The organism is Micromonospora parastrephiae (genome assembly GCF_016802865.1).
Classification (GTDB): domain Bacteria; phylum Actinomycetota; class Actinomycetes; order Mycobacteriales; family Micromonosporaceae; genus Micromonospora; species Micromonospora parastrephiae.
The window spans coordinates 13766-36685 of record NZ_JAEVHM010000004.1 but is presented as its reverse complement, the minus strand read 5'-3'; the positions used below and the strand labels follow the sequence as shown (position 1 = coordinate 36685).

Annotated in this window: 17 protein-coding genes and 1 riboswitch; of the genes, 10 read left to right on the top strand and 7 right to left on the bottom strand. The window is 71.1% G+C overall.

Annotation, left to right across the window (positions count from 1 at the left end):
- Window positions 1-3786, top strand: a complete 3786-nt coding sequence (locus tag JNW91_RS02225) for a GH92 family glycosyl hydrolase (RefSeq protein WP_238424230.1) — start codon at window positions 1-3, stop codon at window positions 3784-3786.
- 65 nt (window positions 3787-3851) lie between these two features.
- Here JNW91_RS02225 and JNW91_RS33000 read toward each other — a convergent pair whose 3' ends face one another.
- Window positions 3852-4493 (bottom strand): TetR family transcriptional regulator, encoded by a 642-nt coding sequence (locus JNW91_RS33000; protein WP_309244192.1) that lies wholly within the window; start codon window positions 4491-4493, stop codon window positions 3852-3854.
- A 287-nt stretch (window positions 4494-4780) separates the two neighbouring features.
- On the opposite strand from JNW91_RS33000, the gene JNW91_RS02215 reads away from it, so the two are divergent.
- Window positions 4781-6295 carry an MFS transporter gene (locus JNW91_RS02215; RefSeq protein WP_203173276.1) on the top strand — a complete coding sequence of 505 codons (1515 nt, stop codon included), beginning with the start codon at window positions 4781-4783 and terminating at the stop codon, window positions 6293-6295.
- An 84-nt stretch (window positions 6296-6379) separates the two neighbouring features.
- Here JNW91_RS02215 and JNW91_RS02210 read toward each other — a convergent pair whose 3' ends face one another.
- The 3 genes from JNW91_RS02210 to JNW91_RS02200 are packed head-to-tail and all read right to left on the bottom strand — an operon-like array spanning window position 6380 to window position 7874.
- Window positions 6380-6979, bottom strand: a complete 600-nt coding sequence (locus JNW91_RS02210; protein WP_203173275.1) for a histidine phosphatase family protein — start codon at window positions 6977-6979, stop codon at window positions 6380-6382.
- Entirely contained in the window at window positions 6976-7743 is a 768-nt protein-coding gene (locus JNW91_RS02205) for a CbtA family protein (protein WP_203173274.1), read from the bottom strand. Before JNW91_RS02205 ends, JNW91_RS02210 begins: the two co-directional genes overlap by 4 nt.
- Window positions 7734-7874, bottom strand: coding sequence for a CbtB domain-containing protein (locus JNW91_RS02200; RefSeq protein WP_238424214.1), 141 nt, complete (start codon window positions 7872-7874; stop codon window positions 7734-7736). The genes JNW91_RS02205 and JNW91_RS02200 overlap by 10 nt, the downstream gene beginning before the upstream one ends.
- Before the next feature lie 98 nt (window positions 7875-7972).
- A riboswitch (cobalamin riboswitch) is annotated at window positions 7973-8118 on the bottom strand.
- A gap of 471 nt (window positions 8119-8589) precedes the next feature.
- Here JNW91_RS02200 and JNW91_RS02195 point away from each other — a divergent pair.
- The 7 genes from JNW91_RS02195 (at window position 8590) to JNW91_RS02165 (ending at window position 15674) form a co-directional block, all read left to right on the top strand.
- A complete protein-coding gene (locus JNW91_RS02195) occupies window positions 8590-9468 on the top strand; it encodes an amidohydrolase family protein (RefSeq protein ID WP_203173272.1) in 879 nt (292 codons plus the stop codon).
- Window positions 9469-10013: 545 nt separating this feature from the next.
- Entirely contained in the window at window positions 10014-11021 is a 1008-nt protein-coding gene (locus JNW91_RS02190) for an ABC transporter permease (RefSeq protein WP_203173271.1), read from the top strand.
- Window positions 11022-11061: 40 nt separating this feature from the next.
- A complete protein-coding gene (locus tag JNW91_RS02185) occupies window positions 11062-12114 on the top strand; it encodes an ABC transporter substrate-binding protein (RefSeq protein ID WP_203173270.1) in 1053 nt (350 codons plus the stop codon).
- Window positions 12114-12932, top strand: a complete 819-nt coding sequence (locus JNW91_RS02180; protein WP_238424213.1) for an ATP-binding cassette domain-containing protein — start codon at window positions 12114-12116, stop codon at window positions 12930-12932. Before JNW91_RS02185 ends, JNW91_RS02180 begins: the two co-directional genes overlap by 1 nt.
- The gene (locus tag JNW91_RS02175; protein ID WP_203173269.1) at window positions 12929-13957 is read left to right on the top strand and encodes a zinc-dependent alcohol dehydrogenase; all 1029 of its coding nucleotides are present in this window, start codon (window positions 12929-12931) and stop codon (window positions 13955-13957) included. Before JNW91_RS02180 ends, JNW91_RS02175 begins: the two co-directional genes overlap by 4 nt.
- Window positions 13954-14715 carry an SDR family oxidoreductase gene (locus JNW91_RS02170; protein ID WP_309244191.1) on the top strand — a complete coding sequence of 254 codons (762 nt, stop codon included), beginning with the start codon at window positions 13954-13956 and terminating at the stop codon, window positions 14713-14715. Before JNW91_RS02175 ends, JNW91_RS02170 begins: the two co-directional genes overlap by 4 nt.
- Window positions 14712-15674, top strand: a complete 963-nt coding sequence (locus JNW91_RS02165) for an aldo/keto reductase (protein ID WP_203173268.1) — start codon at window positions 14712-14714, stop codon at window positions 15672-15674. Before JNW91_RS02170 ends, JNW91_RS02165 begins: the two co-directional genes overlap by 4 nt.
- 10 nt (window positions 15675-15684) lie before the next feature.
- Here JNW91_RS02165 and JNW91_RS02160 read toward each other — a convergent pair whose 3' ends face one another.
- Both JNW91_RS02160 and JNW91_RS02155 read right to left on the bottom strand, forming a co-directional pair.
- Window positions 15685-16407: a FadR/GntR family transcriptional regulator gene (locus JNW91_RS02160; RefSeq protein WP_203173267.1), complete on the bottom strand. Its 723-nt coding sequence runs from the start codon at window positions 16405-16407 to the stop codon at window positions 15685-15687.
- 8 nt (window positions 16408-16415) lie between these two features.
- Complete coding sequence (locus JNW91_RS02155; protein WP_203173309.1) at window positions 16416-17810, bottom strand: L-fuconate dehydratase; 1395 nt, start codon at window positions 17808-17810, stop codon at window positions 16416-16418.
- A 619-nt stretch (window positions 17811-18429) separates the two neighbouring features.
- On the opposite strand from JNW91_RS02155, the gene JNW91_RS02150 reads away from it, so the two are divergent.
- Window positions 18430-21726 carry a glycosyl hydrolase family 95 catalytic domain-containing protein gene (locus JNW91_RS02150; RefSeq protein WP_203173266.1) on the top strand — a complete coding sequence of 1099 codons (3297 nt, stop codon included), beginning with the start codon at window positions 18430-18432 and terminating at the stop codon, window positions 21724-21726.
- A gap of 87 nt (window positions 21727-21813) precedes the next feature.
- Here the strand turns inward: JNW91_RS02150 and JNW91_RS02145 are convergent, their stop codons facing one another.
- A complete protein-coding gene (locus JNW91_RS02145) occupies window positions 21814-22914 on the bottom strand; it encodes an ROK family protein (protein WP_203173265.1) in 1101 nt (366 codons plus the stop codon).
- Window positions 22915-22920 lie beyond the last annotated feature (6 nt).

Below are 22920 nucleotides of genomic sequence, written 5' to 3'. Positions count from 1 at the left end.
ATGCGGATCGCCACCTCGTTCCTCTCCGTCGACCAGGCGCACCGCAACCGTGACCTGGAGGTCACCGGCAAGAGCTTCGAGCAGGTCGAGGCCGCCGCCACGGCGGCGTGGAAGGACCGGCTCGGCCGGGTCGAGGTACGCGGCGCCACCGAGGCGCAGCTGGTGACGATGTACTCCAACCTGTACCGGCTGAACCTGTACCCGAACTCGCAGTCGGAGAACACCGGCACCGCCGCCGCGCCGCGCTGGCAGTACGCGAGCCCGGTGTCGGCGCCGACCGGCACGTCCACCGCCACCCGGACCGGCGCGAAGATCGTCGACGGGCAGATCTACGTCAACAACGGTTTCTGGGACACCTACCGGACCGTCTGGCCCGCCTACGCGCTGCTCTACCCGGACGTGGCGGCCCGCATCTCCGACGGCTTCGTCCAGCACTACCGCGACGGTGGCTGGATCGCCCGGTGGTCGTCACCCGGCTACGCCGACCTGATGACCGGCACCAGCGCGAACGTGGCCCTCGCCCAGGCGTACCTCACCGGGGTCAAGCTGCCCGACCCGCTCGCGGCGTACGACGCGGCGGTCAAGGACGCGACCGTGGCGTCCGGACGCGGCGCGGTCGGCCGCAAGGGCATCGAGACCTCGCTGTTCCTCGGCTACACGCCGACCTCCACCGGAGAGTCGGTGTCGTGGGCGCTGGAGGGGTACATCAACGACTACGGCATCGGCAACATGGCCGCGGCCCTGGCCAAGGATCCGGCCACGCCGAAGTCGGAGCGCGACCGGCTCAGGGAGGAGTCGCGCTACTTCCTGGAGCGTGCCCGCAACTACGTGCACCTGTTCGACCCGAAGACGAAGCTCTTCCAGGGCCGCGACGCCGCCGGCACGTTCCTCGCCGGTGACCCGCTGGACTGGGGTGGCGTCTACACCGAGACCAACGGGTGGAACTTCGCCTTCACCGCGCAGCAGGACGGCCAGGGCCTGGCCAACCTGCACGGCGGTCAGAAGGCGCTGCGGGACAAGCTCGACACGTTCTTCTCCACCCCGGAGAACGCCGACCGTCCCGGTGGGTACGGCAGCGTCATCCACGAGATGCTCGAGGCGCGGGCCGTGCGGATGGGTCAGCTCGGCATGAGCAACCAGCCGTCGCACCACATCCCGTACATGTACGACGTCGCCGGCGCCCCGGCCAAGACGCAGTCGACGGTCCGCGAGATCCTGCGGCGCCTCTACGTCGGCAGCGAGATCGGCCAGGGCTACCTGGGCGACGAGGACAACGGCGAGATGTCGTCGTGGTACGTGCTCAGCTCGCTGGGCATCTACCCGTTGCAGGCCGGCTCGTCGCAGTGGGCCATCGGCTCGCCGCAGTTCACCAGGATGACCGTCCACCGCACGACCGGTGACATCGTGGTCAACGCGCCGAACAACAGCACGAGGAACGTGTACGTGCAGGGCGTGACGGTCAACGGCAAGAAGCAGCGCAGCGTGTCGCTGGACGTGTCCACACTCGCCCGGGGCGGCACCGTCGACTTCCAGATGGGCCCCGACCCGTCGTCCTGGGGCAGCGGGAAGAACGACGCGCCGCCGTCGCTGACCAAGGGCGACGACGCGCCGAAGCCGTTGCAGGACACCACCGGCCCCGGTCTCGGCACCGCGACCGCGACCGGTGGGCAGGACGCGTCGAAGCTGTTCGACGACTCGTCGACCACCCAGCTGACCTTCACCTCCGCGACGCCGCAGATCAGCTGGGCGTTCCGTGCCGGTAGGCAGAAGCCGACCTACTACACCGTCACCTCCGGAGCCGGTGCCGGCGATCCCGCGAACTGGCGCCTGGAGGGCTCCAACGACGGCATCACCTGGAGCACCCTCGACTCCCGCAAGGACCAGGTGTTCCGGTGGCGTAACCAGACCCGTCCGTTCACCATCGACCGGCCGGGACGATTCACGCAGTTCCGGCTCGCCGTGACGAAGACCGTCGGCGCCGCGCAGACGAACCTCGCCGAGATCGAGCTGCTGGCCGGCGGAGACCTCGACCTGTCCGGCGGCGACATCACGGTGAGCGCGGCGGGCGGTGTGCGCGCGACGTCCGGCGTACCCGTCTCGGTGCCGCTGGCCACGGTCACCGGTGGCACCGCCAGCGGCTACCAGGCCACCATCGACTGGGGTGACGGCACGCCGGTCACCGCCGCGACCGTCACGCCGAGCTCGCGGGCCGTCTACAGCATCGGCGGTTCGCACACCTACGCCACGCCGGGCTACCACCAGGCGAGCGTCACGGTGACCGACGGCACCAGCCAGAGTTCCGCGACGGTCGGCGTCGAGGTGGCGTACGCCCCGAGTTCCGGCCTCACCGCCGCGTTCGACACCATGTGTGTCGGCGACGAGGGGGTCCTCGCGGCGGACTGCGACGCCAAGTCGTGGGCGTACTCGCGGGCCGCCCTGTCGGCGGCCGGTGTCACCCAGGGGCAGCGGCAGCAGGTGCCGGGCACGGCGTTGCGGTTCACGCTGCCGGTGATCCCGGCGGGGCAGCCGGACAACGCCACCGGCAACGGTGCGACGGTGGTTCTCGACCTGCCGGCCGACGCCAGGAACATCTCGTTCATCGGCGCCGGTACGCAGGGCAACCAGAGCACCACCGGCACGGCGACGTTCAGCGACGGCAGCACCGCCAGCATCCCGATCCAGATGAGTGACTGGACGTTGGGCGGCAACGCCAACGGCACCCCGTCGTACGGCAACGTCGTCGTCGCCAGATCGGCGTACCGGCTCAGCGGCACGAGTCGGGACGGCGCCCAGCCGTTCCTGTTCGCCACCGCCCCGTACGAGATCCCGGCGGGCAAGACGCTGGTCTCGGTGACCCTGCCGACGCAGACCGGCGACCCGCGCTCGGCGGGCCGGATCCACGTGTTCGCCGTCGCCGACGACGGCACCCCGGCCGCCGCGCTGGCGACCGTCGCGCCGAACAACCAGACCGCCACCGCCGGGCAGGCCCTCGCGGCGAAACTCGGTTCGGTGACCGGCGGCGTTCCCGGCGGCACGGGCTACCGCGCCCGCGTCCAGTGGGGTGACGGCACGGTTCCGGACGACGTGACGATCGGTGCGTCCGGCGTCATGACCGGGCAGCACACCTACGCGCGGGAGGGCACCTACACGGTGCACGTCACGGCGTGGGACACGCGGTCGAGCAGCACCGGGAGCTTCACCGTGACCGTGGCGCGGGGCGGTGCCCAGCCGGCGATCGCGCTGGCCGCGTCCGCAACGGTCGGCACCGGGGACGCGATCACCGTCGCCGGCAGCGGGTTCGCCGCCGGTGAACAGGTGACCGTCAGCGTCGGCACCGATCCGGCGCGGAGCACGAAGGTGGTCGCGTCCGCGACGGGGACGGTACGAGCCTCGGTCCCGACGTCCGGTGACGCGTTGCCGGGCCGTTACGCCGTCACCGCCACCGGCGCGTCCTCGCGGACACCGGCGACGGCGACCGTCCAGGTGACCGGGGAGGCGCAGGCACCGACCTACCAGCCGCGGGTGGCGCTGTTGAGTACGTCGGGCCCGCGCGGCGCGGCGATCACGGTCGACGGTTCCGGGTTCGCGCCGAACGAGGCGATCACGGTCACCTTCGGCGCCGGCCTGGCGGCCACCACCGTCCGTGCGAACGGGGACGGTGTGATCGCCGGCGCGACGGTCAGTGTCCCGGGTGCGGCGAAGGCGGGTGCGACGAGTGTGACGCTGGCGGGCGCCACGTCGGCCACGAAGGTGTCCCGACCGTTCACCGTCACCGGCTCGAAGTGAGCCGGAGGTAGTGCTGCCGCGTCTGGCGGGCCGTGAACCACGGCCCGCCCGACGCGGGCAGCCGCTCAGTGTGGGGGCAGCAGCGCGTTGACCAGGCCGCGCAACGGCTCGACCAGGTCCTGTTCGGTGGCGGAACTCAGCGGTTCCAGCCGGATCGACGACCGCAGCACCGCGACTCCGATGCCGGCGGCGACCGCCATCTGGGCGCGCAGGAGGATCTGGTCGCTGCCCGGTTCGTCCGGGCGCCACCCACGGGCCGATGCCAGTTGTTCGCTGGCGCGGTGCAGAACGCCACGGCGGATGTCGTCGGCGCCGGCGTCACCGGACGAGCGCAGCAGCAGCGCCAGTTGGCTCGACAGCCCGGCCGTGCCGAGGTCGGCGATGTGCCGGGCGATGGCCTCGGGCACCTGGTCGGCGGGTGTCTGGCCGGTCGTTCGGCGCAGCTCGTCGCCCGCCGCCCGCAGGCACGCTTCGAACAGCCCTTCCTTCGACGAGAAGTAGCGGCTGATGAGCGCGACGTTGACGCCCGCGTCGTCGGCGATGTCACGGACCGTGGTGGCCGCGTACCCGTCCCGGGCGAAGCGTCGGCGAGCGGCGTCGAGCAGGAGATGCCGGGTCTCGCCCGCGTCCCTGCGCCGACGGCGGGCCGGCTCGTCCTCCCGTGCTGCGGCGTTACCGGTCGCGGGGACGGGCGGTTCTGCTGCCACGACGCATCCTCTCTCGCTCCGGGGCTGGCGGTGAGTGCCCCGGAAGGTCGCGGCGGTGCCGCTCGTGGTCGATATACCTGGGAGTCATATCTATACCTCTGAGGTATATCGCTCCCCGCAGCATCCGTCCGTGAATCACCGCCTGTCCGTAAGTAAACATATGTTGACTTACGGTTGAACGCAAGCGCCGCTGCGCGCCGACATGACGTAAACAACTGTTGACATAACCCGCGGCCTGCGGATACTAGTAAGTCAGCAAACGTTTACATCTAGCCTCGGGGATCTTCATGACCCACACCCTCCAGGAGTCGGCCCGCGTCGGCTCCACGGCGAGCGCCGCCCCGCGCGCCAACAGCAGCCTCCTGGTGCTGTACCTGTCGTTCGGCGGCCTGGCGTTCGCGGTGCTCCAGTCACTGGTGGCACCCGCGCTCTCGACCATCGGAAGGGATCTGAGCGTCTCCACCAGCGACATCAGCTGGGTGCTCACGGCGTACCTGTTGGCCGCCTCGGTCCTCACGCCCATCCTCGGCCGTCTCGGTGACATGGTCGGCAAACGCCGGGTCCTCATCGGCGTCCTCGCCGCCCTCGCCGCGGGCACCCTGCTCGCCGCACTGGCTCCCAACCTGACCGTGCTGATCGTCGCGCGGGCGCTACAGGGCGCCGCCGGAGCGATCCTGCCCCTGTCGATCGGCATCGTCCGTGACGAACTACCCCGGGAGAAGGTCGGCGTCACCGTCGGCCTGCTGTCGGCGATCTTCGGTGTCGGCGCCGGCGTCGGCATCGTCGCGGCCGGTCCGATCGTGGAGCACCTGTCGTGGCACTGGCTGTTCTGGCTGCCGCTGGTCCTCGTCGTCGTCGCGCTGCTCGGAACCATCTTCGGAATGCCCGAGTCGCGGGTGCGCACGCCCGGACGGCTCGACGTGCTCGGTGCCGCGATCCTGTCGGTGTCGCTGGTCTCCCTGCTGCTGGCCGTGAGCAAGGGGCAGGGCTGGGGCTGGACCGGACCGAAGACGATCGGCCTGTTCGCGCTCGGCGTGGTCGCGCTGGTCGTGTTCGTCCTGGTCGAGCTTCGGGTACGCGAGCCGCTCATCGACATGCGCCTGATCTGGATCCGCGGTGTCTGGGCCACGGATCTCGTCGCCCTGATCCTCGGCTTCGCGATGTTCGGGACGTTCGTGCTCGTTCCGACCCTGCTCCAGCTCCCCTCCGCCACCGGGTACGGGTTCGGCAAGTCGGTGTCCCAGGCGGGCCTGTTCCTGCTGCCCACCGTGGTGATGATGGTGGTCTTCGGGCCCCTCGCGGGTCTGCTGGACCGTCGCTTCGGTCCCAAGCTTCCGATGTTCCTGGGCGCGGTCGCGGTCGTCGTCGCGTTCGTGCTGCCCGCCCTCGCCCACGGCGCGGCCTGGCAGATGCTGCTCTCCGGGGTGCTCACCGGCGCCGGTATCGGCCTGGCGTTCGCGGCGATGTCCAACGCGATCATCGAGAGCGTGCCGGCCGGGCAGACCGGTGAGGCCAGCGGTGTGAACACCATCGCACGGACCATCGGCAGCAGCATCGGCGCGGCGGTCGTCGCGGCCGTCATCTCGTCGCACAGCACCCCGCAGGGTCTGCCCACCGACGAGGCGTTCACCGCCGGCTTCTGGGTCTGCGCGGGTGTCGCCGTCCTGGCCGTCCTCGCCGCGCTCGCCCTGCCCTCGGCACGCCGCCGCCACGAGCAGGCTGTTGCCGCCGGTGTCGACGACCTGCCGCCCGAGCCCGTCGAGCTGCACCTGCCCCACCGGCACCACGAGGACCACCGCTGACCGCTGCCCGCATCCGGCGCCGGCCGTGGCCATCCGCGATGGTGGCCACGGCCGGTCGCCGTACCTGCTCAAGGGGGCCGACGATCAGGTGGGCACCCTCGGTGCCGCCAGTCGTAGCTGCCAGCGTGAGCCGTGGCCGGTGAGCCGGACGATCGCCAACGGCTCGACGTCGACCTGTCGGTACGTCGCCACCGGCAGCCCCAGGGCGTGCACGACCGCGACCCGGATGACGAGTGGGTGGGTGACGGCGGTGATCCGCCGTCCGCGTCCGCGCTGCCCGTCCAACCAGTGACCGACCCGGTCCCGCACGGCGGCGACGGACTCGCCGTTATGAGGCGCGGCGTCCGGACTGGACAGCCACTCGTGCAGCGCCTGCGGCTCGTCCGCGGCGACCTCCTGGAGTGACCGCCCGGTCCAGTCGCCGTAGTCGCAGTCGGCCAACGCCGCCTCGACGCTGGGCGCCAGCCCGAGCGCGTCGGCGGTCTGGATGGCCGCGGCAGCCGGACTGGACACGCAGACATCGGTGGCACCCAGGTGTCCTCGCCGATCCTGCACGGCGGGGGCCAGGGTGAGAGCGGCCCGCAGGCCGCCGTCGTCCAGGCCGTCGTCCTGCCCACCGAAGCGGGCCCGCCGCAGGGCGGTGGTGTGACCGTGTGCGACCAGCCGCAGGCTGGTGGCAGTCACGTGGTCGGCGCCACGCCCGCGGCCCGGCGGCGACCCTGCTGCATCAGGGCCGCGAACAGCAGGCCGATCCCGGTCCAGAGCACCACCTGGGTGCCGAGCGAGGCCAGCCGGAAGTCCCACAGCAGGGTCGCGGGGAAGTCGGCCGGAACCTCCTGGAAGGACGGCATCACCACGTAGGACACCGCCGTGACCAGCAGGAAGCCGCCGACGGCCGCGGCGACGCGCAGCCACCACGGTGCCTCGGCACCGACCGCCCGGTAGCCCAACGAGCCGGCCCAGACCGCCACCAGGCCGAGCACAACCATCAGCAGGTAGGTGACCGTGCGCTGGTTGATGGTCGCCGGGTCGCCGACCGCCGGTGGGTTCGCCGGATACTTGAGGAACGGCACGATCACCGCGCCGAGCAGCGCCGCGCCGGCCAGCAGCAGCCCCGACCGACCGTCGTCGTAGGTGCGTCGCCGGCGTGCCAGCAGGACGTACGCGGTGGCCAGCAGGCCACCCATCGCGGCGCCGAACAGGCCGGTGGCCAGGAACAGGCCGCCGCGCTGCCCGTTTCGGCTGACCGGGGCGTCCTCGTGCTGGTGCACGCCGGCCGCGGGCTCGGTGTGCGCCGCCGCCTCCTCGATCGCGATGGCCGCCTCGACGTGGGGTTCGCCGGCGACGTACGCGAACGCCCCCGCGAGCAGGCCGGCTACCAGCCCGGCGAGCAGGCCGCGGACGAGAACGGTGACGAACGGGGGAGCGGTGGTGGTGTTCAGTGGCACGGAACACCCAGCAGGTGCCGCCCATCGTGCATCAGCTCGTGCAGGTACGTGCCGCTCCGCGAGACGGCGCCCTGGTCGAAGGCGACGAGGTAGGCCAGCAGGGCGAGCACGGCGACGGTCGTCAAAACCATCCACAGGAGACGAGCGGTGCCAGCGGGGTGCACCAACGGCTGGCTGGACGTGGAACTCGACATGCGTACACGAACCTCCCCGGGGATGACGCGTCCCCATCGCAAGGCTGCGGACGACCGAGCGTCCTGGCTCGCGGGCCTCCGTTGACGCTGGAGGACCGCTCACAGTGGCGCGACCGCGCCGGATTTTCACCGGCTTCCCTCGCGTCGCCGCAGATAGTGGGTCGACGGTATCGGTGCCGCCTCGGGCGGTCAACCCGGCCCCGCGAGCAGTCGGCCGTTGCCGATCGACAACACGCAGCCGTCCGGGGCCGGGCCGATTCGTCATACCAAAGCTCCAGATCGCTGGCGGCGCGCGCATCCGACGGTGCGGCGGGGATCGAGCCGCCGGCGAACCGGCACAGCGGCAGCACCGCGCCCGTCACGCCAACCGCTCCGCCCGCCAGCGCCTGTCCAGGGGCCATTTCCACGTCCCGAGCCTCCTGACAGAGCCGATCACGGTGGTCGCCCGGCGAACCGCCGGATCGGTACGAGTGATGTGGACGGCGAGCTTCGCCAGGGCCGCCGTCACGACACGGAAGTCATCGAACAATATCGATGTAAAAGATATGATGCTTGAAGGGATGCCTGTTATCGCTAACATGGTCGAAGCTGTCGACCGAAGCACCGAGCGAGCGGGGTCTGGGTTGAACGTGAGCGCAGCAGGACGTGGCCGATGACACCCGACGATCCGGTCGAGCGACCGGGCATCGTCGACGCGCACCACCACCTCTGGGTCCGGGCGCGGCACCCGCAGCCCTGGATCGATCCGCGCACCATGGCCGCGATCGATGCCGACTTCACCCCGGTGGACCTCGCCCCGGTGGCGCGCGCCGCCGGAGTCACCCAGACCGTCGTCGTGCAGTCCGTCGCGGCCCGGACGGAGACGCCCGAGTTGTTGGGCATCGCGGCCGACGACCCCCTCATCGCCGGGGTCGTCGGCTGGGTCGACCTCACCGCCGACGACGTCGCCGACCGTCTCGACCGACTCCGGGCGGGCCGGGGCGGACAGCGACTGGTCGGGATCCGCCACCTCGTCCAGTCCGAACCCGACCCGACGTACCTCGACCGCCCGGACGTCCGGCGGGGCATCGCGGCGGTGGGCGCCGCCGACCTCGCCTTCGACCTGCTGGTACGCGCCCATCAGTTGCCGGCGGCCACCCGGCTCGTCCGGGACCTGCCCCAGACGCGGTTCGTCCTGGATCATCTCGGCAAGCCCGCGCTGGGGCACGCCGACCTCGGCGCCTGGTCCCGCGACCTGCGCGCGCTCGCCGCCGAGCCCAACACGGTGGCGAAGCTCTCCGGCCTGGTGACCGAGGTGGACGCGACGTCCTGGACGACGGCCGATCTACGGCCCGCCGTCGAGCACGCGCTCGACGTGTTCGGACCGGACCGGCTGATGTTCGGCTCGGACTGGCCGGTGTGCCTGCTCGCCAGCTCGTACCTCCGGTGGGTCGAGGCCCTCGCCGACCTGCTGGGCCCGCTCCGCGACGACGAGCGGGCGGCGATCTGGCGACAGACCGCCCGCCGCGCGTACCGGCTGCCGGCGTCGTGACACGGCGGATCTCCCGGCCCGACGGGTCGGGAGACCGCGCCGCTCGGACTCGTGACCCCGGTGGGTCCCGCCTTCCGGGTTGACGGACACCGGACGGCGTGTCCTCGACGTCGCGTCTAGACATCGAGTGGTATCGATAACATGCTCCGGCGGGGGCGACGGTCGGCCCGTGGCGGCGGGCGCGCGCGGCTCGTCACGTCCCCGCGCCGCACGGTCGTTCCGGTGTGGATCCCCGCTGGATCGCTCGTTGCTGCTCGGTGGCGGCGGCCGCGTCCGCGCCATTGCAGGTTGTGCCGGTTTGGTCAGACGTATGCGGGTCATTGCTCGGAAAACGATGGCAAAACATGGCGGTAAGACCTTGGCAACATACGTGAATGCATGGCATGGTAACGCCTGATCGAGGGAAACATCCGACCTATCTCGACGGGTGATGCGAGCCCTGCTCGTGCACTCCCTTCCGAGGAGGCTCGGTTCTCACAGGTGCTCCGCTCGCCGGCGGTGATCCGTCGGGTCCGGCGCCACGGTTGGGGAGGTCAGGTCCGACGATGAGTACCGTCGAGACAACCGCCGGCACGCAGCGCGGCGAACTCAGCGACTGGTTCCGGGAACGGATCTCCCACGCCGTCTCGGAGTTCACCGCCGCCACCGCGCTCGTCGTCCTGTTCATCGCGTTGAGCTTCGCCAGTCCGTACTTCCTGACGGCGGACAACCTGTTCAACATCGGCGCGCAGACGGCGGTGATCGCCATCATCGCCGCGGCGCAGACGATGGTCATCATCACGAAGGGCATCGACCTGTCCGTGGGGTCGGTCGCCGCCCTCGCCGGCGTCGTCGGCGCGATGGTCGTCCGTGACCTGGGCTTCCCGCTCTGGGCGGCGACGGCGGTCGCGCTCGGCGTCGGCGCGCTGGCCGGGCTGCTGAACGGACTGCTGATCACCGCGGCCCGGATTCCGCCGTTCATCGCGACGCTGGGGACGATGTCGGTGGGCCGCGGCCTCGTCTTCATCATCACCGGCGCGGTCGGCGTCTACGGCCTGCCCCGCTCCTTTCAACTGCTGGGCAACGGCGAGATCCTCGGCATCCCGTTCGCCGTGGTGATCACCGCCCTGGTGGCCGTCGGGGTCGCCTTCCTGCTCTCCCAGACCCGCTTCGGTCAGTACACCTACGCGATGGGCTCCAACCTGGAGGCGGCCCGCCGCTCGGGCATCCGGGTGGGGCGGCACCTGACCGGGGTGTACGTGCTGGCCGGAGTGCTGGTCGGGCTCGGTGGCATGATCGCCGCCTCCCGCGTCAACTCCGGTCAGCCCAACTACGGCATCTCACTGGAGCTCGACGTCATCGCCGCCGCGGTCATCGGCGGCGCCAGCCTGTTCGGCGGGCAGGGCCGGATCGTCGGGACCATCATCGGCGCGTTCCTCATCGCCCTGGTGCGCAACGGCGCGGTCCTGCTCGACATCAGCATCCACTACCAGCAGGTGATCGTCGGCCTGATCATCTGGGCCGCCGTCTACTTCGACCAGTACCGCCGCCGGCGGCTGGAATCACGGGGTTGACATGCCATTTCGAGAGTCCGAACGAGGAAGGACACACACCATGGCACACACCACCACCAGCCGGCCGGCGCGAGGCCGCCTCCTGCGCACACGAGCCGTCCTGGCTGCCGCCGCCGCGACCGCTCTGCTCAGCGCGTGCGGCGGGGTCGAGGTCCGCGACGGAGGGGACGGCGCGACCAAGGACGCGGCCGGGCCGCTGAAGCTCGCCGTGGTGCCGAAGGCCGTCGGGGCCGACTACTGGAACACCGTGAAGGCGGGCGCCGAATGCGCCGCGCAGCGCGCGGGCAACGTCACGGTCCAGTGGGACGGTGTGACGACCGAGACCGATGTCGAGGGCCAGGTCAACCTGATCCAGAACTTCGTCACCAAGAAGGTCGACGGCATCGTCTACGCGGCCACCGACTCGCGCGCGTTGGCGCCGGCCACCGACCAGGCACTCGGCGCCGACATCCCGGTCGCGATGATCGACTCCGGCACCAGCCCGCAGCCGTCGGGCGTGCCCCTGTTCGCCACCGACAACCGGGCGTCGGCCGTCGAGGCGGCGAAGCTGCTCGCCACCGAACTCGGCCCCGGCAACCACGACGTGGCGCTTGTCGAGTTCCAGCCCGGATCGCAGACCAACACCGAGCGGGTCGACGGCTTCAAGTCCGGCCTCGCCCAGTTCCCCAACCTGAAGCTGGTCGGCCAGCAACCCAGCCGCAGTGACGTCAACGAGGCACGGCGCGTCACCGAGAACATCCTCACCGCCAACCCCAACCTCGCCGGCATCTTCGCGGCCAACGAGCCGAGCGTGCTCGGCGCCGCGCAGGCGATCCAGGCCGCGGGCAAGTCCGGCAAGGTGGTCATCATCGGTTGGGACGCCGCTCCCGACGAGGTCGCCGGGCTGCGCAACGGCCAGATCTCGGCGCTGGTCGTGCAGAACCCCTTCAAGATGGGCTACTTCGGCGTCGACAAGATGGTCAAGCACCTCCGGGACAAGGCGCCACTGGCGTCGGCCGACACCGGCGTCACGTTCGTCACCAAGGAGAACATCGACTCGGCGGAGATCAAGGCGGTGCTCGAGCCCAGCTGCGCCAACCCCCCGGTGCAGTGATGGGCACGACTCCAACGTCCATCGCCGACGTCGACGAACGGCCGTCCGCCGAGGAACCGCCGGTCCTCGAAGCCCGCGGCATCGTCAAGCGGTTCGGGCACGTCGAGGCGCTGCGCGGCGCCGACTTCACGGTCCACCGGGGCGAGGTCGTCGCGCTGATCGGCGACAACGGCGCCGGAAAGAGCACGCTGATCAAGACGCTGTCCGGAGTGCACCCGCCCGACGAGGGTGAGATCCGGGTGGGTGGTCGTCCCGTCCAGTTCTCGACCCCGGTCGATGCCCGGCGTGCGGGAGTGGAGACCGTCTACCAGGATCTCGCCGTCGCCGACGACCTCAGCGTGGCGGCCAACCTGTACCTGGGGCGGGAGATCCTGCGCTCCGGGCCGCTCGGCCGGCTCGGTCTGCTCGACAAGCGGGCCATGCGGCAGGGTGCCGCGGCGGCCCTGGACGAACTGGGTGTGCGGATTCCCCGGGTCACCACCCCGATCGCGATGTTGTCCGGTGGGCAGCGGCAGTGCGTGGCGGTGGCGCGGGCGATCATCTGGGCGACCAACGTGGTCATCCTCGACGAGCCCACCGCGGCGCTCGGAGTCGTGCAGACCGGACGGGTGCTCGACGTCGTCCGGCGGGCCCGCGACGCCGGCATGTCGGTCGTGCTGGTGAGTCACAACATGCCGCAGGTGCTGGAGATCGCCGACCGGGTCGAGGTGCTGCGCCTGGGGCGGCGGGCCGCCCGCCTGCGCGCCGACGAGGTCACCACCGACGACCTGGTCGCGGCGATGACCGGAAGCACCGGCACGGAACGGGAGGACCGGTGACGGCGGTCGTCTACCGGGGCGCGCGCGATCTCGCGATCGTGGACCGCGCCCCCGAGCCCCCGGGCCCCGGGCAGGTACGGATCGCCGTGTCGTACACCGGCATCTGCGGTACGGACCTGCACATCTTCCACGGCGACATGGACGCCCGGGTGGGCGCGTCGGCGGTGCTCGGCCACGAGATGTCCGGCCGGATCGCGGCGGTGGGTGCGGGAGTACGCGGCTGGTCGGTGGGTCAGCCGGTCACCGTCATGCCGACCCGTTCCTGCGGGCGGTGTGCGGCGTGCCGTCGCGGCGACTCGCACATCTGCCATGCCATGAACTTCCTCGGCATCGACTCGCCCGGCGCCATGCAGTCGTCGTGGACGGTCCCGGCGGATCTGGTGCTCGCGCTCCCCGACGGCCTTGCACTGGACCGGGCCGCCCTCGTCGAGCCGGTGGCGGTAGCCGTCCACGACGTACGGCGCGGGCGGGTGGCAGCCGGCGAGCAGGTCGTGGTCGTGGGCGGAGGCCCGGTGGGTGTGCTGATCGCCGCGGTCGCCAAGCAGGCCGGCGCCCGGGTGGTGCTGGTGGAGCCGGATGCCTTCCGCCGCTCGGTGGCCGGGCGCATCGGGATCGAGGCCCTCGACCCGGGGGAGGTCGACGTGGTGGCGTGGGTGAACGACCGGACCGACGGCGCGGGCGCGGACGTCGCGTTCGAGGTGTCCGGCTCCGCCGCCGGGGTCGCCACGGCGGTCGATGTGCTGACCACCCGGGGCCGGCTGGTGATGGTGGCGATCCACCCGCAGCCGCGTCCGGTGAACCTGCACCGGTTCTTCTGGCGTGAGCTGGAGTTGCTGGGCGCGCGGCTGTACCAGCGCGAGGACGTGGTCGAGGCGATCCGGCTCGTCGCCGCGGACGTCATTCCGGCCGAGGAGCTGATCTCGCGGGTGATGCCCGTGGCGGGTGTCACCGACGCGTTCACGGCCCTGGAGGGCGGTGGCGGTGTGATGAAGGTGCTGCTGGACTGGCGGGACGGTGCCCGGTGAGTGACCTGTTCGACCTGTCGGGACGGACGGCCATGGTGACGGGCGCCCGGCGAGGGATCGGCTTGGCGATGGCGGAGGCGCTGGCGCGGGCCGGTGCGGACATCATCGGCGTCTCCGCCCAGCTCGAACCGCACGGCAGCGAGGTCGAGCGGCGGGTACGCGCGGCTGGTCGCCGGTTCGTGGGTATCCGAACGGACCTCGGTGATCGCGCGGCGGTGTACCGGTTGGCCGAGGAGGTCACCGCTTCGGGCCCGGTGGACATCCTGGTCAACAACGGCGGCACGATCGCCCGCGCGCCTGCCGTGGAGCACCCCGACGAGATGTGGGACCGGGTGCTGGAGGTGAATCTGTCCAGCCAGTTCGTGTTGAGCCGGGAGATCGGTCGGCAGATGGTCGACCGGGGCCACGGCAAGATTATTTTTACGGCCTCGTTGCTCAGCTTCCAGGGCGGTGTCAACGTCCCCGGCTACGCGGCGGCCAAGTCGGGACTGGCCGGGCTGACCCGGGCACTGGCCAACGAGTGGGCGGGGCGTGGGGTGAACGTCAACGCGATCGCGCCCGGCTACGTCGCCACCGACAACACCCAGGCGTTGCGCGACGACCCCCAGCGCAACGAGGCGATCCTCTCCCGGATCCCGGCCGGTCGCTGGGGAAGCGCCGACGACCTCGCGGGCGCCATCGTGTTCCTGGCCGCCCCGGCCTCGGACTACGTGCACGGCACCGTCCTGGCCGTCGACGGCGGCTGGCTCGGCCGATGACGGGCCGCCCGCCGCACCTCAGCGCACTGGGCTTCGGTGCCTCGCAGGGCGGCAACCTCTACCGGGTGACGTCGGACGAGGACTTCGCCGCCGCGGTCGACGCCGCGTGGGACGGCGGCATCCGGTACTTCGACACGGCGCCGCACTACGGGCTCGGCCTGTCCGAGCGGCGCCTGGGGGCGGCGCTGCGCTCCCGCCCGCGCGACGAGTACGTGGTGTCGACGAAGGTCGGTCGGCTGCTGGTGCCGTCGCCCGACACCGCGCATCTGCGGGATCCGGAAGGGTTCGAGGTGCCCGCCGACCACCGGCGGGTCTGGGACTTCAGCCGCGACGGCGTACGCCGGTCGTTGGAGGCGAGCCTTCGGCGCACCGGCCTGGACCGGATCGACATCGTGTATCTGCATGACCCGGACGAGCACTGGGAGCAGGCCGCGCACGAGGCGGTGCCGGCGTTGGTGGACCTACGTGAGCAGGGGGTGATCGGCGCGATCGGGGCCGGCATGAACCAGTCCGCGATGCTGGCCCGCTTCGTGGCGGAGACCGACGTGGACGTGGTGATGTGCGCCAACCGGTTCACCCTGCTGGAGCAGGGCGCGTTGGTCGACCTGCTGCCCGCGGCGCGGGCCCGCCGCGTCGGTGTGGTGGTCGCGGGGGTCTACAACTCCGGGCTGCTGGCCCGGGACACACCGCCGTCCGACGCCGTCTACGACTATCAGCAGGCGCCGGCAGAGGTGATCGAGCAGGCCCGGCGGATAGCGCGGGTGTGCCAGAGGTACGGCGTCACCCTGCCCCAGGCGGCGTTGGCGTTCGTCCGTCGACATCCGGCCGTGGTCTCGACCGTGGTCGGCATGCGCGACGAGGCCCAGGTGACCGAGACCCTGCGCCGCTCGGACGTCGACGTTCCGGATCAGCTCTGGACGGCGCTGTACGACGAGGGGCTGCTCGACGTGCAGCCGTGACGGCGGGCGCTCACGACCCGCCGGCCTCGGCGTTCGCGTCACCGTCGTCGGGCAACCCGTACAACGACTCCTCCACCCCGATCAGGTGGTTGGCCATCCGGATGCGGGCCCGTTCGGGGTCGCGTGCCACGAGCGCCTTCAGGATCGCCGCGTGCTCGTCGTGGGTACGCCGGTCCGCGCCCTCCTCGTGCAGACTCCGCCAGAGCCGCCCCCGGAGGGTGCGCCCGGCGAACGCCTCGATCAGACCGACGAGCACCGGATTGTCGGCGTGCACCGCGATGATCCGGTGGAAGGCAATGTCGATCTCCATGATCCGTTCGTGGTCCTGCGGCGACTGACCGGCGATCCGGGCCGCCTCGTCGAGCAGTTCCCCCGCCTGGGCGAGGGCCTCGTCGGTGATCCTGGTCGCCGCCAGCCGGGCGGCCTCGCACTCGAGCAGGCGTCGGACGGTGTGGATGTGCCGGGGGTCGCCCTGGCCCTGGAAGTCCACGACGAAGCCCATCGGCGCCAGCAACTGCGGCGCGTCGAGGTTCGTCACGTAGGTGCCGTCACCCTGTCGGATGTTGACGATACCGAGGATCGACAGGGCCGACATTCCCTCACGCAGCGATCCCCGCGAGACGCCGAGCGACTCGGCGAGGTCCTTCTCGATGGGCAGGCGGTCCCCGGGCTTGAACGTCCCTTCCAGGATCATCCGCTTGATGCCGTTCACCACTTCGTCGGTGCGAGACACGACACCCCCTAGCGGCCGGCGGGGGTGGCCGTCCCACCCGCGATTGCGTACGGCTCCGGAGGTGACACGGTAGTCGGGTCCGGCGCCGCCCAGTAGTGGCCGTCGGGAAACCGGTAGTCCGCGACCGACTCGGGACGCATCCGGGTGGAGTAGCCGGGCTGGCTGGGCAGGACGTAACCGCTGCCCGAGCCGGTGTCGCGGATGACGCACGGGTCGGTGAAGTGCTCGTGCAGGTGGTCGACGAACTCGGTGACACGGTCGGTGAGATCCCCCGAGATCGCGACGTAGTCGAGCACCGACACGTGTTGGACCATCTCGCACAGACCGACGCCGCCCGCGTGTGGGCACACGGGGACGCCGAACTTCGCGGCGAGGAGCAGCACGGCGACGATCTCGTTGATGCTGGCCAGCCGGCCCGTGTCCAACTGGCAGAAGTCGATGGCCCCGGCCTGGAAGAGCTGCTTGAACATCACCCGGTTGTGGCAGTGCTCGCCGGTGGCGACCCCGATGGGCGCGACGGCGCGACGGACGGCTGCGTGGCCGAGGATGTCGTCGGGGCTGGTGGGCTCCTCGATCCAGAGCGGGTTGAACTGGGCGAGAGCCTTGACCCACTCGATGGCCTGGCCGACGTCCCACACCTGGTTGGCGTCGATCATCAGGTTGCGGTGCGGGCCGAGGATCTCCCGGGCGATCGCGCATCGGCGGATGTCGTCGTCGAGGTTGGCGCCCACCTTGAGCTTCACGTACCCGTAGCCGGTGTCCACCGCCTCCTGGCACAGCCGGCGCAGCTTGTCGTCGCCGTAGCCGAGCCAGCCGGCCGAGGTGGTGTAGGCGGGATAGCCGGTCCGGTCCAGCTCGGCGAGGCGATCGGCCTTCGTGCTCTCCTTGGCGCGCAGGATGGCCAGTGCCTCGTCCCGGGTCAGCGCGTCGGACAGGTAGCGCAGGTCCGCGATGTCGACAAGCTGCTCGGGGGACATGTCGACGAGCAGCCGCCACAGCGGCTTGTCGGCGATCCGGGCCACCAGGTCCCACGAAGCGTTCAACACGGCCGCGAGGGACAGGTGGACGACTCCCTTCTCCGGACCGAGCCACCGCAGCTGCGAGTCGGAGGTGAGCAGGCGGTAGACCGCTCCCATGTCCGCCGCCATCGTCGCCACGTCCAGGCCGATCAGACGATGGGCCTGGTGAACCGCCGCCGCGACGACGATGTCGTTGCCTCGGCCGATGGTGAAGGTCAGCCCGTGACCGGCGAGCGGCGCACCGGTGCTGTCGACGCCATCGGTGTGCAGGACGACGTAGGCCGCCGAGTAGTCACCGTCCTTGTTCATGGCGTCGGACCCGTCAGCGGTCAGGGAGGTGGGGAAGCGAACGTCCTCGACGGTGACGGCAGTGATCTGCGGCATGCGCTCCTCGCCCGGCTCGGGGAAAGATCGGATGATCACACGGAGTATACGGATGGTCGATCCGGCCCGTCAACGACGACGATCGACGGATGACCCGAGACATCCGACGTTTCCCCGCCTCGGCGTCGGTCGCCGAGAGTGCCCTCCCACCCGGCGCCTCGCATGCCGGAGCCTCGTGCGACTGCCCCGACGACCCCAACCTGCGGTCCTCACCGGATCAGATCGCTGTTCGACGAGGCTTCCCCGCACGGTGGGGGATCTATCCGATCCGTTGTGGACGATCTGGATGGCCGGGCCGCTCGGTGGCTTCGGTGCGACCGGGACGCGGGCGCCGCCGCCCCGGCTTGGCCCGGACGCCGGCGGGATGAGCCGGTCCACGGCGGCGAAGATTAGATGTTCACGTCGGATAATCGTGGTACCGGCGAAGTGTGAGCGGTCTTCGTTACATCCATTGACTCGATACATCAAATCTTTGTAGATTGCCGGCACCACCCAGAGCCTCGTCGTACTGCTGGCCGCGCCGTCTCACCCACCCACCCTCCCGCCGGTGCCGAATTCGTCGTTGCGCCGGTGAGCCTCGGCCGCCCGCACGGACGACCTCCCGCTTGGAGGAAACGAGATGCCACATCCGACGCGACGGCAGATGCTCAAGATCGGATCAGTCGGAGCCGGTTCGTTGCTGCTGCCGATGCCGTGGACGGCGTCGGCACGAGCCGCGCCGACGCCGCCCGAGGAGGTCAAGGCCGCCAACGACATGGCCCTCTGGTACGACGAGGCCGCCGGCGCGGACTGGCTCCGTGCCCTTCCGATCGGCAACGGCCGCCTCGGCGCCATGGTGTTCGGCAACGTCAGCCAGGAGCGTCTGCAACTCAACGAGGACACCGTCTGGGCCGGCGGCCCGTACGACCCCAGCAACCCTCGGGGCGCTGAGGCGTTGCCGGAGATCCGGCGGCTGGTCTTCGAGAACCAGTGGATCCAGGCGCAGGACCTGATCAACCAGACGATGCTCGGCAGGCCCGCGGGGGAGTTGGCGTACCAACCGGTCGGCAACCTGCGGCTCACCGTCCCGGACACCGGCGCGGTGTCGGAATACCACCGGTCGCTGGACCTCACCACCGCCACCACCTCGGTGACGTACGTGGCGAACGGGGTGCGGTACCGCCGCGAGGTGCTGGCGAGCGCTCCGGACCAGGTGATCGCCGTCCGGCTGACCGCCGACCGGCCCGGGTCGATCAGCTTCTCCGCCGCGTTCGACAGTCCGCAACGGACGACGGTCTCCAGCCCGGACGGCGCGACGGTGGCGCTGGACGGCGTCTCCGGCGACCAGGAGGGGATCGCCGGCTCGGTGCGTTTCCTCGCCCTGGCCCGCGTCGTCGCCGACGGCGGCAGCGTCACCAGCTCCGCCGGCACGGTGCAGGTGACCGCCGCCACCAGCGTGACGGTGCTGATCTCCATCGGCTCCAGCTACGTCGACTACCAGGACGTCAGCGGTGACTATCAGGGCATCGCCTGGCGGCACCTCAACGCGGTCGGGCGTACCGCCTACGACAGGCTGCGTCGTCGGCACGTGGCCGACTACCAGAAGCTGTTCGGCCGTACGACGATCGACCTCGGGCGGACCGCGGCGGCCGACCAGCCGACCGACGTGCGGATCGCGCAGCACTCGGGCGTGACCGACCCGCAGTTCGCCGCATTGCTGTTCCAGTTCGGCCGGTACCTGCTGATCTCCTCATCCCGCCCGGGAACCCAGCCGGCCAACCTCCAGGGCATCTGGAACGACTCGATGACCCCGTCATGGGACTCGAAGTACACCATCAACGCCAACCTGCCGATGAACTACTGGCCGGCGGACTCGACGAACCTCTCCGAGTGCTACGGACCGGTCTTCGACATGGTCCGGGACCTCGCCGTGACCGGCGCCCGCACCGCCCGGGTGCAGTACGGCGCAGACGGTTGGGTGACCCACCACAACACCGACGCGTGGCGGGCCACGTCGGTCGTCGACGGCGCCTTCTGGGGCATGTGGCAGACCGGTGGCGCCTGGCTGGCCACGATGATCTGGGACCACTACCTGTTCACCGGTGACATCCACTTCCTGCGCCGGAACTACCCGGCGATGAAGGGCGCCGCCCGATTCTTCCTGGACACCCTCGTGGTGGAGCCGAATCTCGGCTACCTGGTGACCAACCCGTCGAACTCGCCGGAGTTGTCGCACCACCCGGACGCCAGCGTCGCCGCCGGCCCCACCATGGACAACCAGATCCTGCGGGACCTGTTCGACGGGTGCGACCGCGCGGCCGGGGCGCTCGGCGTGGACACGGCGTTCCGGGCCGAGGTCCGGGCGGCGCGTGAACGGCTGGCGCCCATGAAGATCGGCTCGCGCGGCAACATCCAGGAGTGGCTCTACGACTGGGTGGAGACCGAGCGCAACCACCGGCACGTCTCGCACCTCTACGGGCTGCACCCCAGCAACCAGATCACCAAGCGCGACACCCCGGAGTTGTACCAGGCGGCCCGTCGGACGCTGGAGCTGCGCGGTGACGACGGCACGGGCTGGTCGTTGGCCTGGAAAATCAACTTCTGGGCGCGGTTGGAGGAGGGCGACCGCGCGCACGATCTGGTCGAGGACCTGGTGACCCCCGCGCGGCTCGCGCCGAACATGTTCGACCTGCACCCGCCGTTCCAGATCGACGGCAACTTCGGCGCCACGTCCGGCATCGCCGAGATGCTGCTGCAGAGCCACAACGGTGAGTTGCACCTGCTGCCGGCGCTGCCCACCTCCTGGCCGACCGGCCGGGTTGAGGGGCTGCGGGGTCGCGGCGGCTACACGGTGGACGCGGCCTGGAGCGAGGAACAGGCGGACGAGTACCGCATCACACCCGACCGCAACGGCACCGTACGTCTGCGCGGTCGGATGCTCGCGGGACGGTTCCGGATCACCGACCTCACCAGGGGCGGGCGTGTTCCCACCCGCAAGGTCGAGTCCGATGTCGTCGAGCTGACCGTGCAGGCCGGTCACCGCTACCGGGTGAGCGCCCTGCAGAAGGTCCTCGTCGCCGCGCCGGGCGAGGTGACCTCCGGCCAGTCGGCGACGGTCACGGTGACCGTCCGGGCCATCGAGCTGCCGTTGACGCAGGGGAAGGTCTCCCTGGCCCTGCCCGCCGGCTGGACCGCCACGCCGGCCCAGATCGCGCTGAAGCCCGTGCGGCCCAACTCGCAGGCGACGGTCGAGTTCGCCGTCCGGGCCCCCGAGGACGCCGTGGCCGGTGTCGTGGCTGTGACCGCCGTGGTCAGCGGTCGCGACTGGACAGCGTCCGGGGCCGCCCGGGTGCGGGTGTGGGACGGCCGGCAGGCCACACTGGAGGAGAGCTTCGACAACGTCGGCGTCACCGACGACGCCCACACCGACGCCGGCAACTTCGACGGTGCGGGTGCCAGCATCTCCGCGCAGGCGTTGGCGCAGGCGGGCGCCACTCCGGGCGGCACCGTCTCGCACGGCGGGGTGGACTTCCGCTGGCCCCAGGTCACCGCCGGCAGCGCCGACAACGCGGTCGCCAAGGGGCAGGTCATCACGGTCTCCGGCACCGGACGGACGCTGGGCTTCCTCGCCACCGGCACCTACGGCGCCGTGTCGGGGCCGGGCACCGTCGTGTACACCGACGGGACGCGGCAGGCGTTCACGCTGAGCACCCCGGACTGGTACGGCGCGCCCCAGCCCGGCGGGGACGCCGCGATCGTGGCGGCGTACCAGAACCGGCCCGGCAACCAGCGGGTCGACACCCCGGCGACGATCTACTTCGTCGGCGTGCCGCTTGAGGACAAGCCGGTCTCCCGGGTCGAGCTGCCCAACATCAGCGCGGCGCCGGCGGCGGGCGTCCCGACGATGCACGTCTTCGCGGTGGCGATCGGCGGATAGTCCCGAGCATGGTCGCACCGCACCGGTGAGCTGACCGGCACCCCGCCTCCGCCGAAGGTCGGGGTGCCGGTCTCGTCCGGCCGATCGTCAACCCTGGCGCGGGGCGAGACCCGGAACGCCGTACTGCTTGTCGAGGACCTGCATGGCGGCGCCGGCGGCGATCACGTCCGCGCCCAGGCTGGACAGGGTGACGTCGGTGGTGAGCCAGTCCGCGCGTGGCACGTCGGTGTGGACGGCCTGCTCGACCGCCGCGAGGTAGGGCCGTGGGTGTCGCAGGAGGTCGGCGCCCGCCAGCACCACGTGGGCGAGGTCGAGGGTCTGGAGCAGGTTGACGACGCCGACGGCCAGTACGCGGGCCGCCCGTGCGATGTCTCCCGCCTCGGCGGCCCGGTTGTGCACGATCTCCAGGCATCCGTGGCGTCCGCAGACGCAGAGCGGCCCGTCGAGTTCCACGACGGTGTGGCCGAACTCGCCGGCGTTGGTGTGTGCGCCCCGGTGGGCCGTGCCGCCGAGCCAGAAGCCGCCGCCGATGCCGGACTCGACCATGATGAGGACCGCGTCGCCGAAGGTCCCGCCGTGTCGCCACGCCTCGGCCGTGACCCCCGCGGTGACGTCCTTGTCGAGGTGGACCGGCAGGCCCAGGTGCGCCTCGGCGATCTCGCGCAGCGCCACGTCGTGCCAGTGCCGCAGACCGTGTGCGTCGCGGACCATACCGTGTTCGTGGTCCAGCGGACCGATCATGCCGATGCCGACGCCGGTGAGTCGGCCCCGCAGATCCCTGCCCGCGGTGATCGCGCCGACGCCGGCGTGCAGGGTGTGCAGCAACTGCTCCGGGGTGAAGTCGCCGGGCAGCGGGTGGACCGCCGAGTGGTGCACCGCGCCGGCCAGGTCGACCAGCACCAGTCGTAGCGTGCGCCGGGCGACGTGGGCGCCGATGGCGTACCGGCTGTCGGGGACCAGCTCGTAGACGACCGCGGGCTTACCGATGCGCGGGCGGCGGACGCCGGCGGATCGGATCAGGCCGTCGGCGGTCAGGCGGGCGATGACCTTGGAGACCGCCTGCGGGGTCAGGCCGGTGTCGGAGACGATGGTCGACCGCTCGAACGTCGGCACGGTACGCCCCACCGCCATGACCAGCGCCTGGTTGTAGTCGCGCAGGAACGTCACGTCGGCTGTGGTGCGCGTCATCTCGAC

Coding starts and splice junctions, on each gene's coding strand:
- JNW91_RS02225 (WP_238424230.1), top strand. CDS start 1: ATGCGGATCGCCACCTCGTTCCTCTCCGTCGACCAGGCGCACCGCAAC.
- JNW91_RS02215 (WP_203173276.1), top strand. CDS start 4,781: ATGACCCACACCCTCCAGGAGTCGGCCCGCGTCGGCTCCACGGCGAGC.
- JNW91_RS02200 (WP_238424214.1), bottom strand. CDS start 7,874: ATGGTTTTGACGACCGTCGCCGTGCTCGCCCTGCTGGCCTACCTCGTC.
- JNW91_RS02195 (WP_203173272.1), top strand. CDS start 8,590: ATGACACCCGACGATCCGGTCGAGCGACCGGGCATCGTCGACGCGCAC.
- JNW91_RS02190 (WP_203173271.1), top strand. CDS start 10,014: ATGAGTACCGTCGAGACAACCGCCGGCACGCAGCGCGGCGAACTCAGC.
- JNW91_RS02185 (WP_203173270.1), top strand. CDS start 11,062: ATGGCACACACCACCACCAGCCGGCCGGCGCGAGGCCGCCTCCTGCGC.
- JNW91_RS02180 (WP_238424213.1), top strand. CDS start 12,114: ATGGGCACGACTCCAACGTCCATCGCCGACGTCGACGAACGGCCGTCC.
- JNW91_RS02165 (WP_203173268.1), top strand. CDS start 14,712: ATGACGGGCCGCCCGCCGCACCTCAGCGCACTGGGCTTCGGTGCCTCG.
- JNW91_RS02155 (WP_203173309.1), bottom strand. CDS start 17,810: ATGCCGCAGATCACTGCCGTCACCGTCGAGGACGTTCGCTTCCCCACC.
- JNW91_RS02150 (WP_203173266.1), top strand. CDS start 18,430: ATGCCACATCCGACGCGACGGCAGATGCTCAAGATCGGATCAGTCGGA.
- JNW91_RS02145 (WP_203173265.1), bottom strand. CDS start 22,914: ATGACGCGCACCACAGCCGACGTGACGTTCCTGCGCGACTACAACCAG.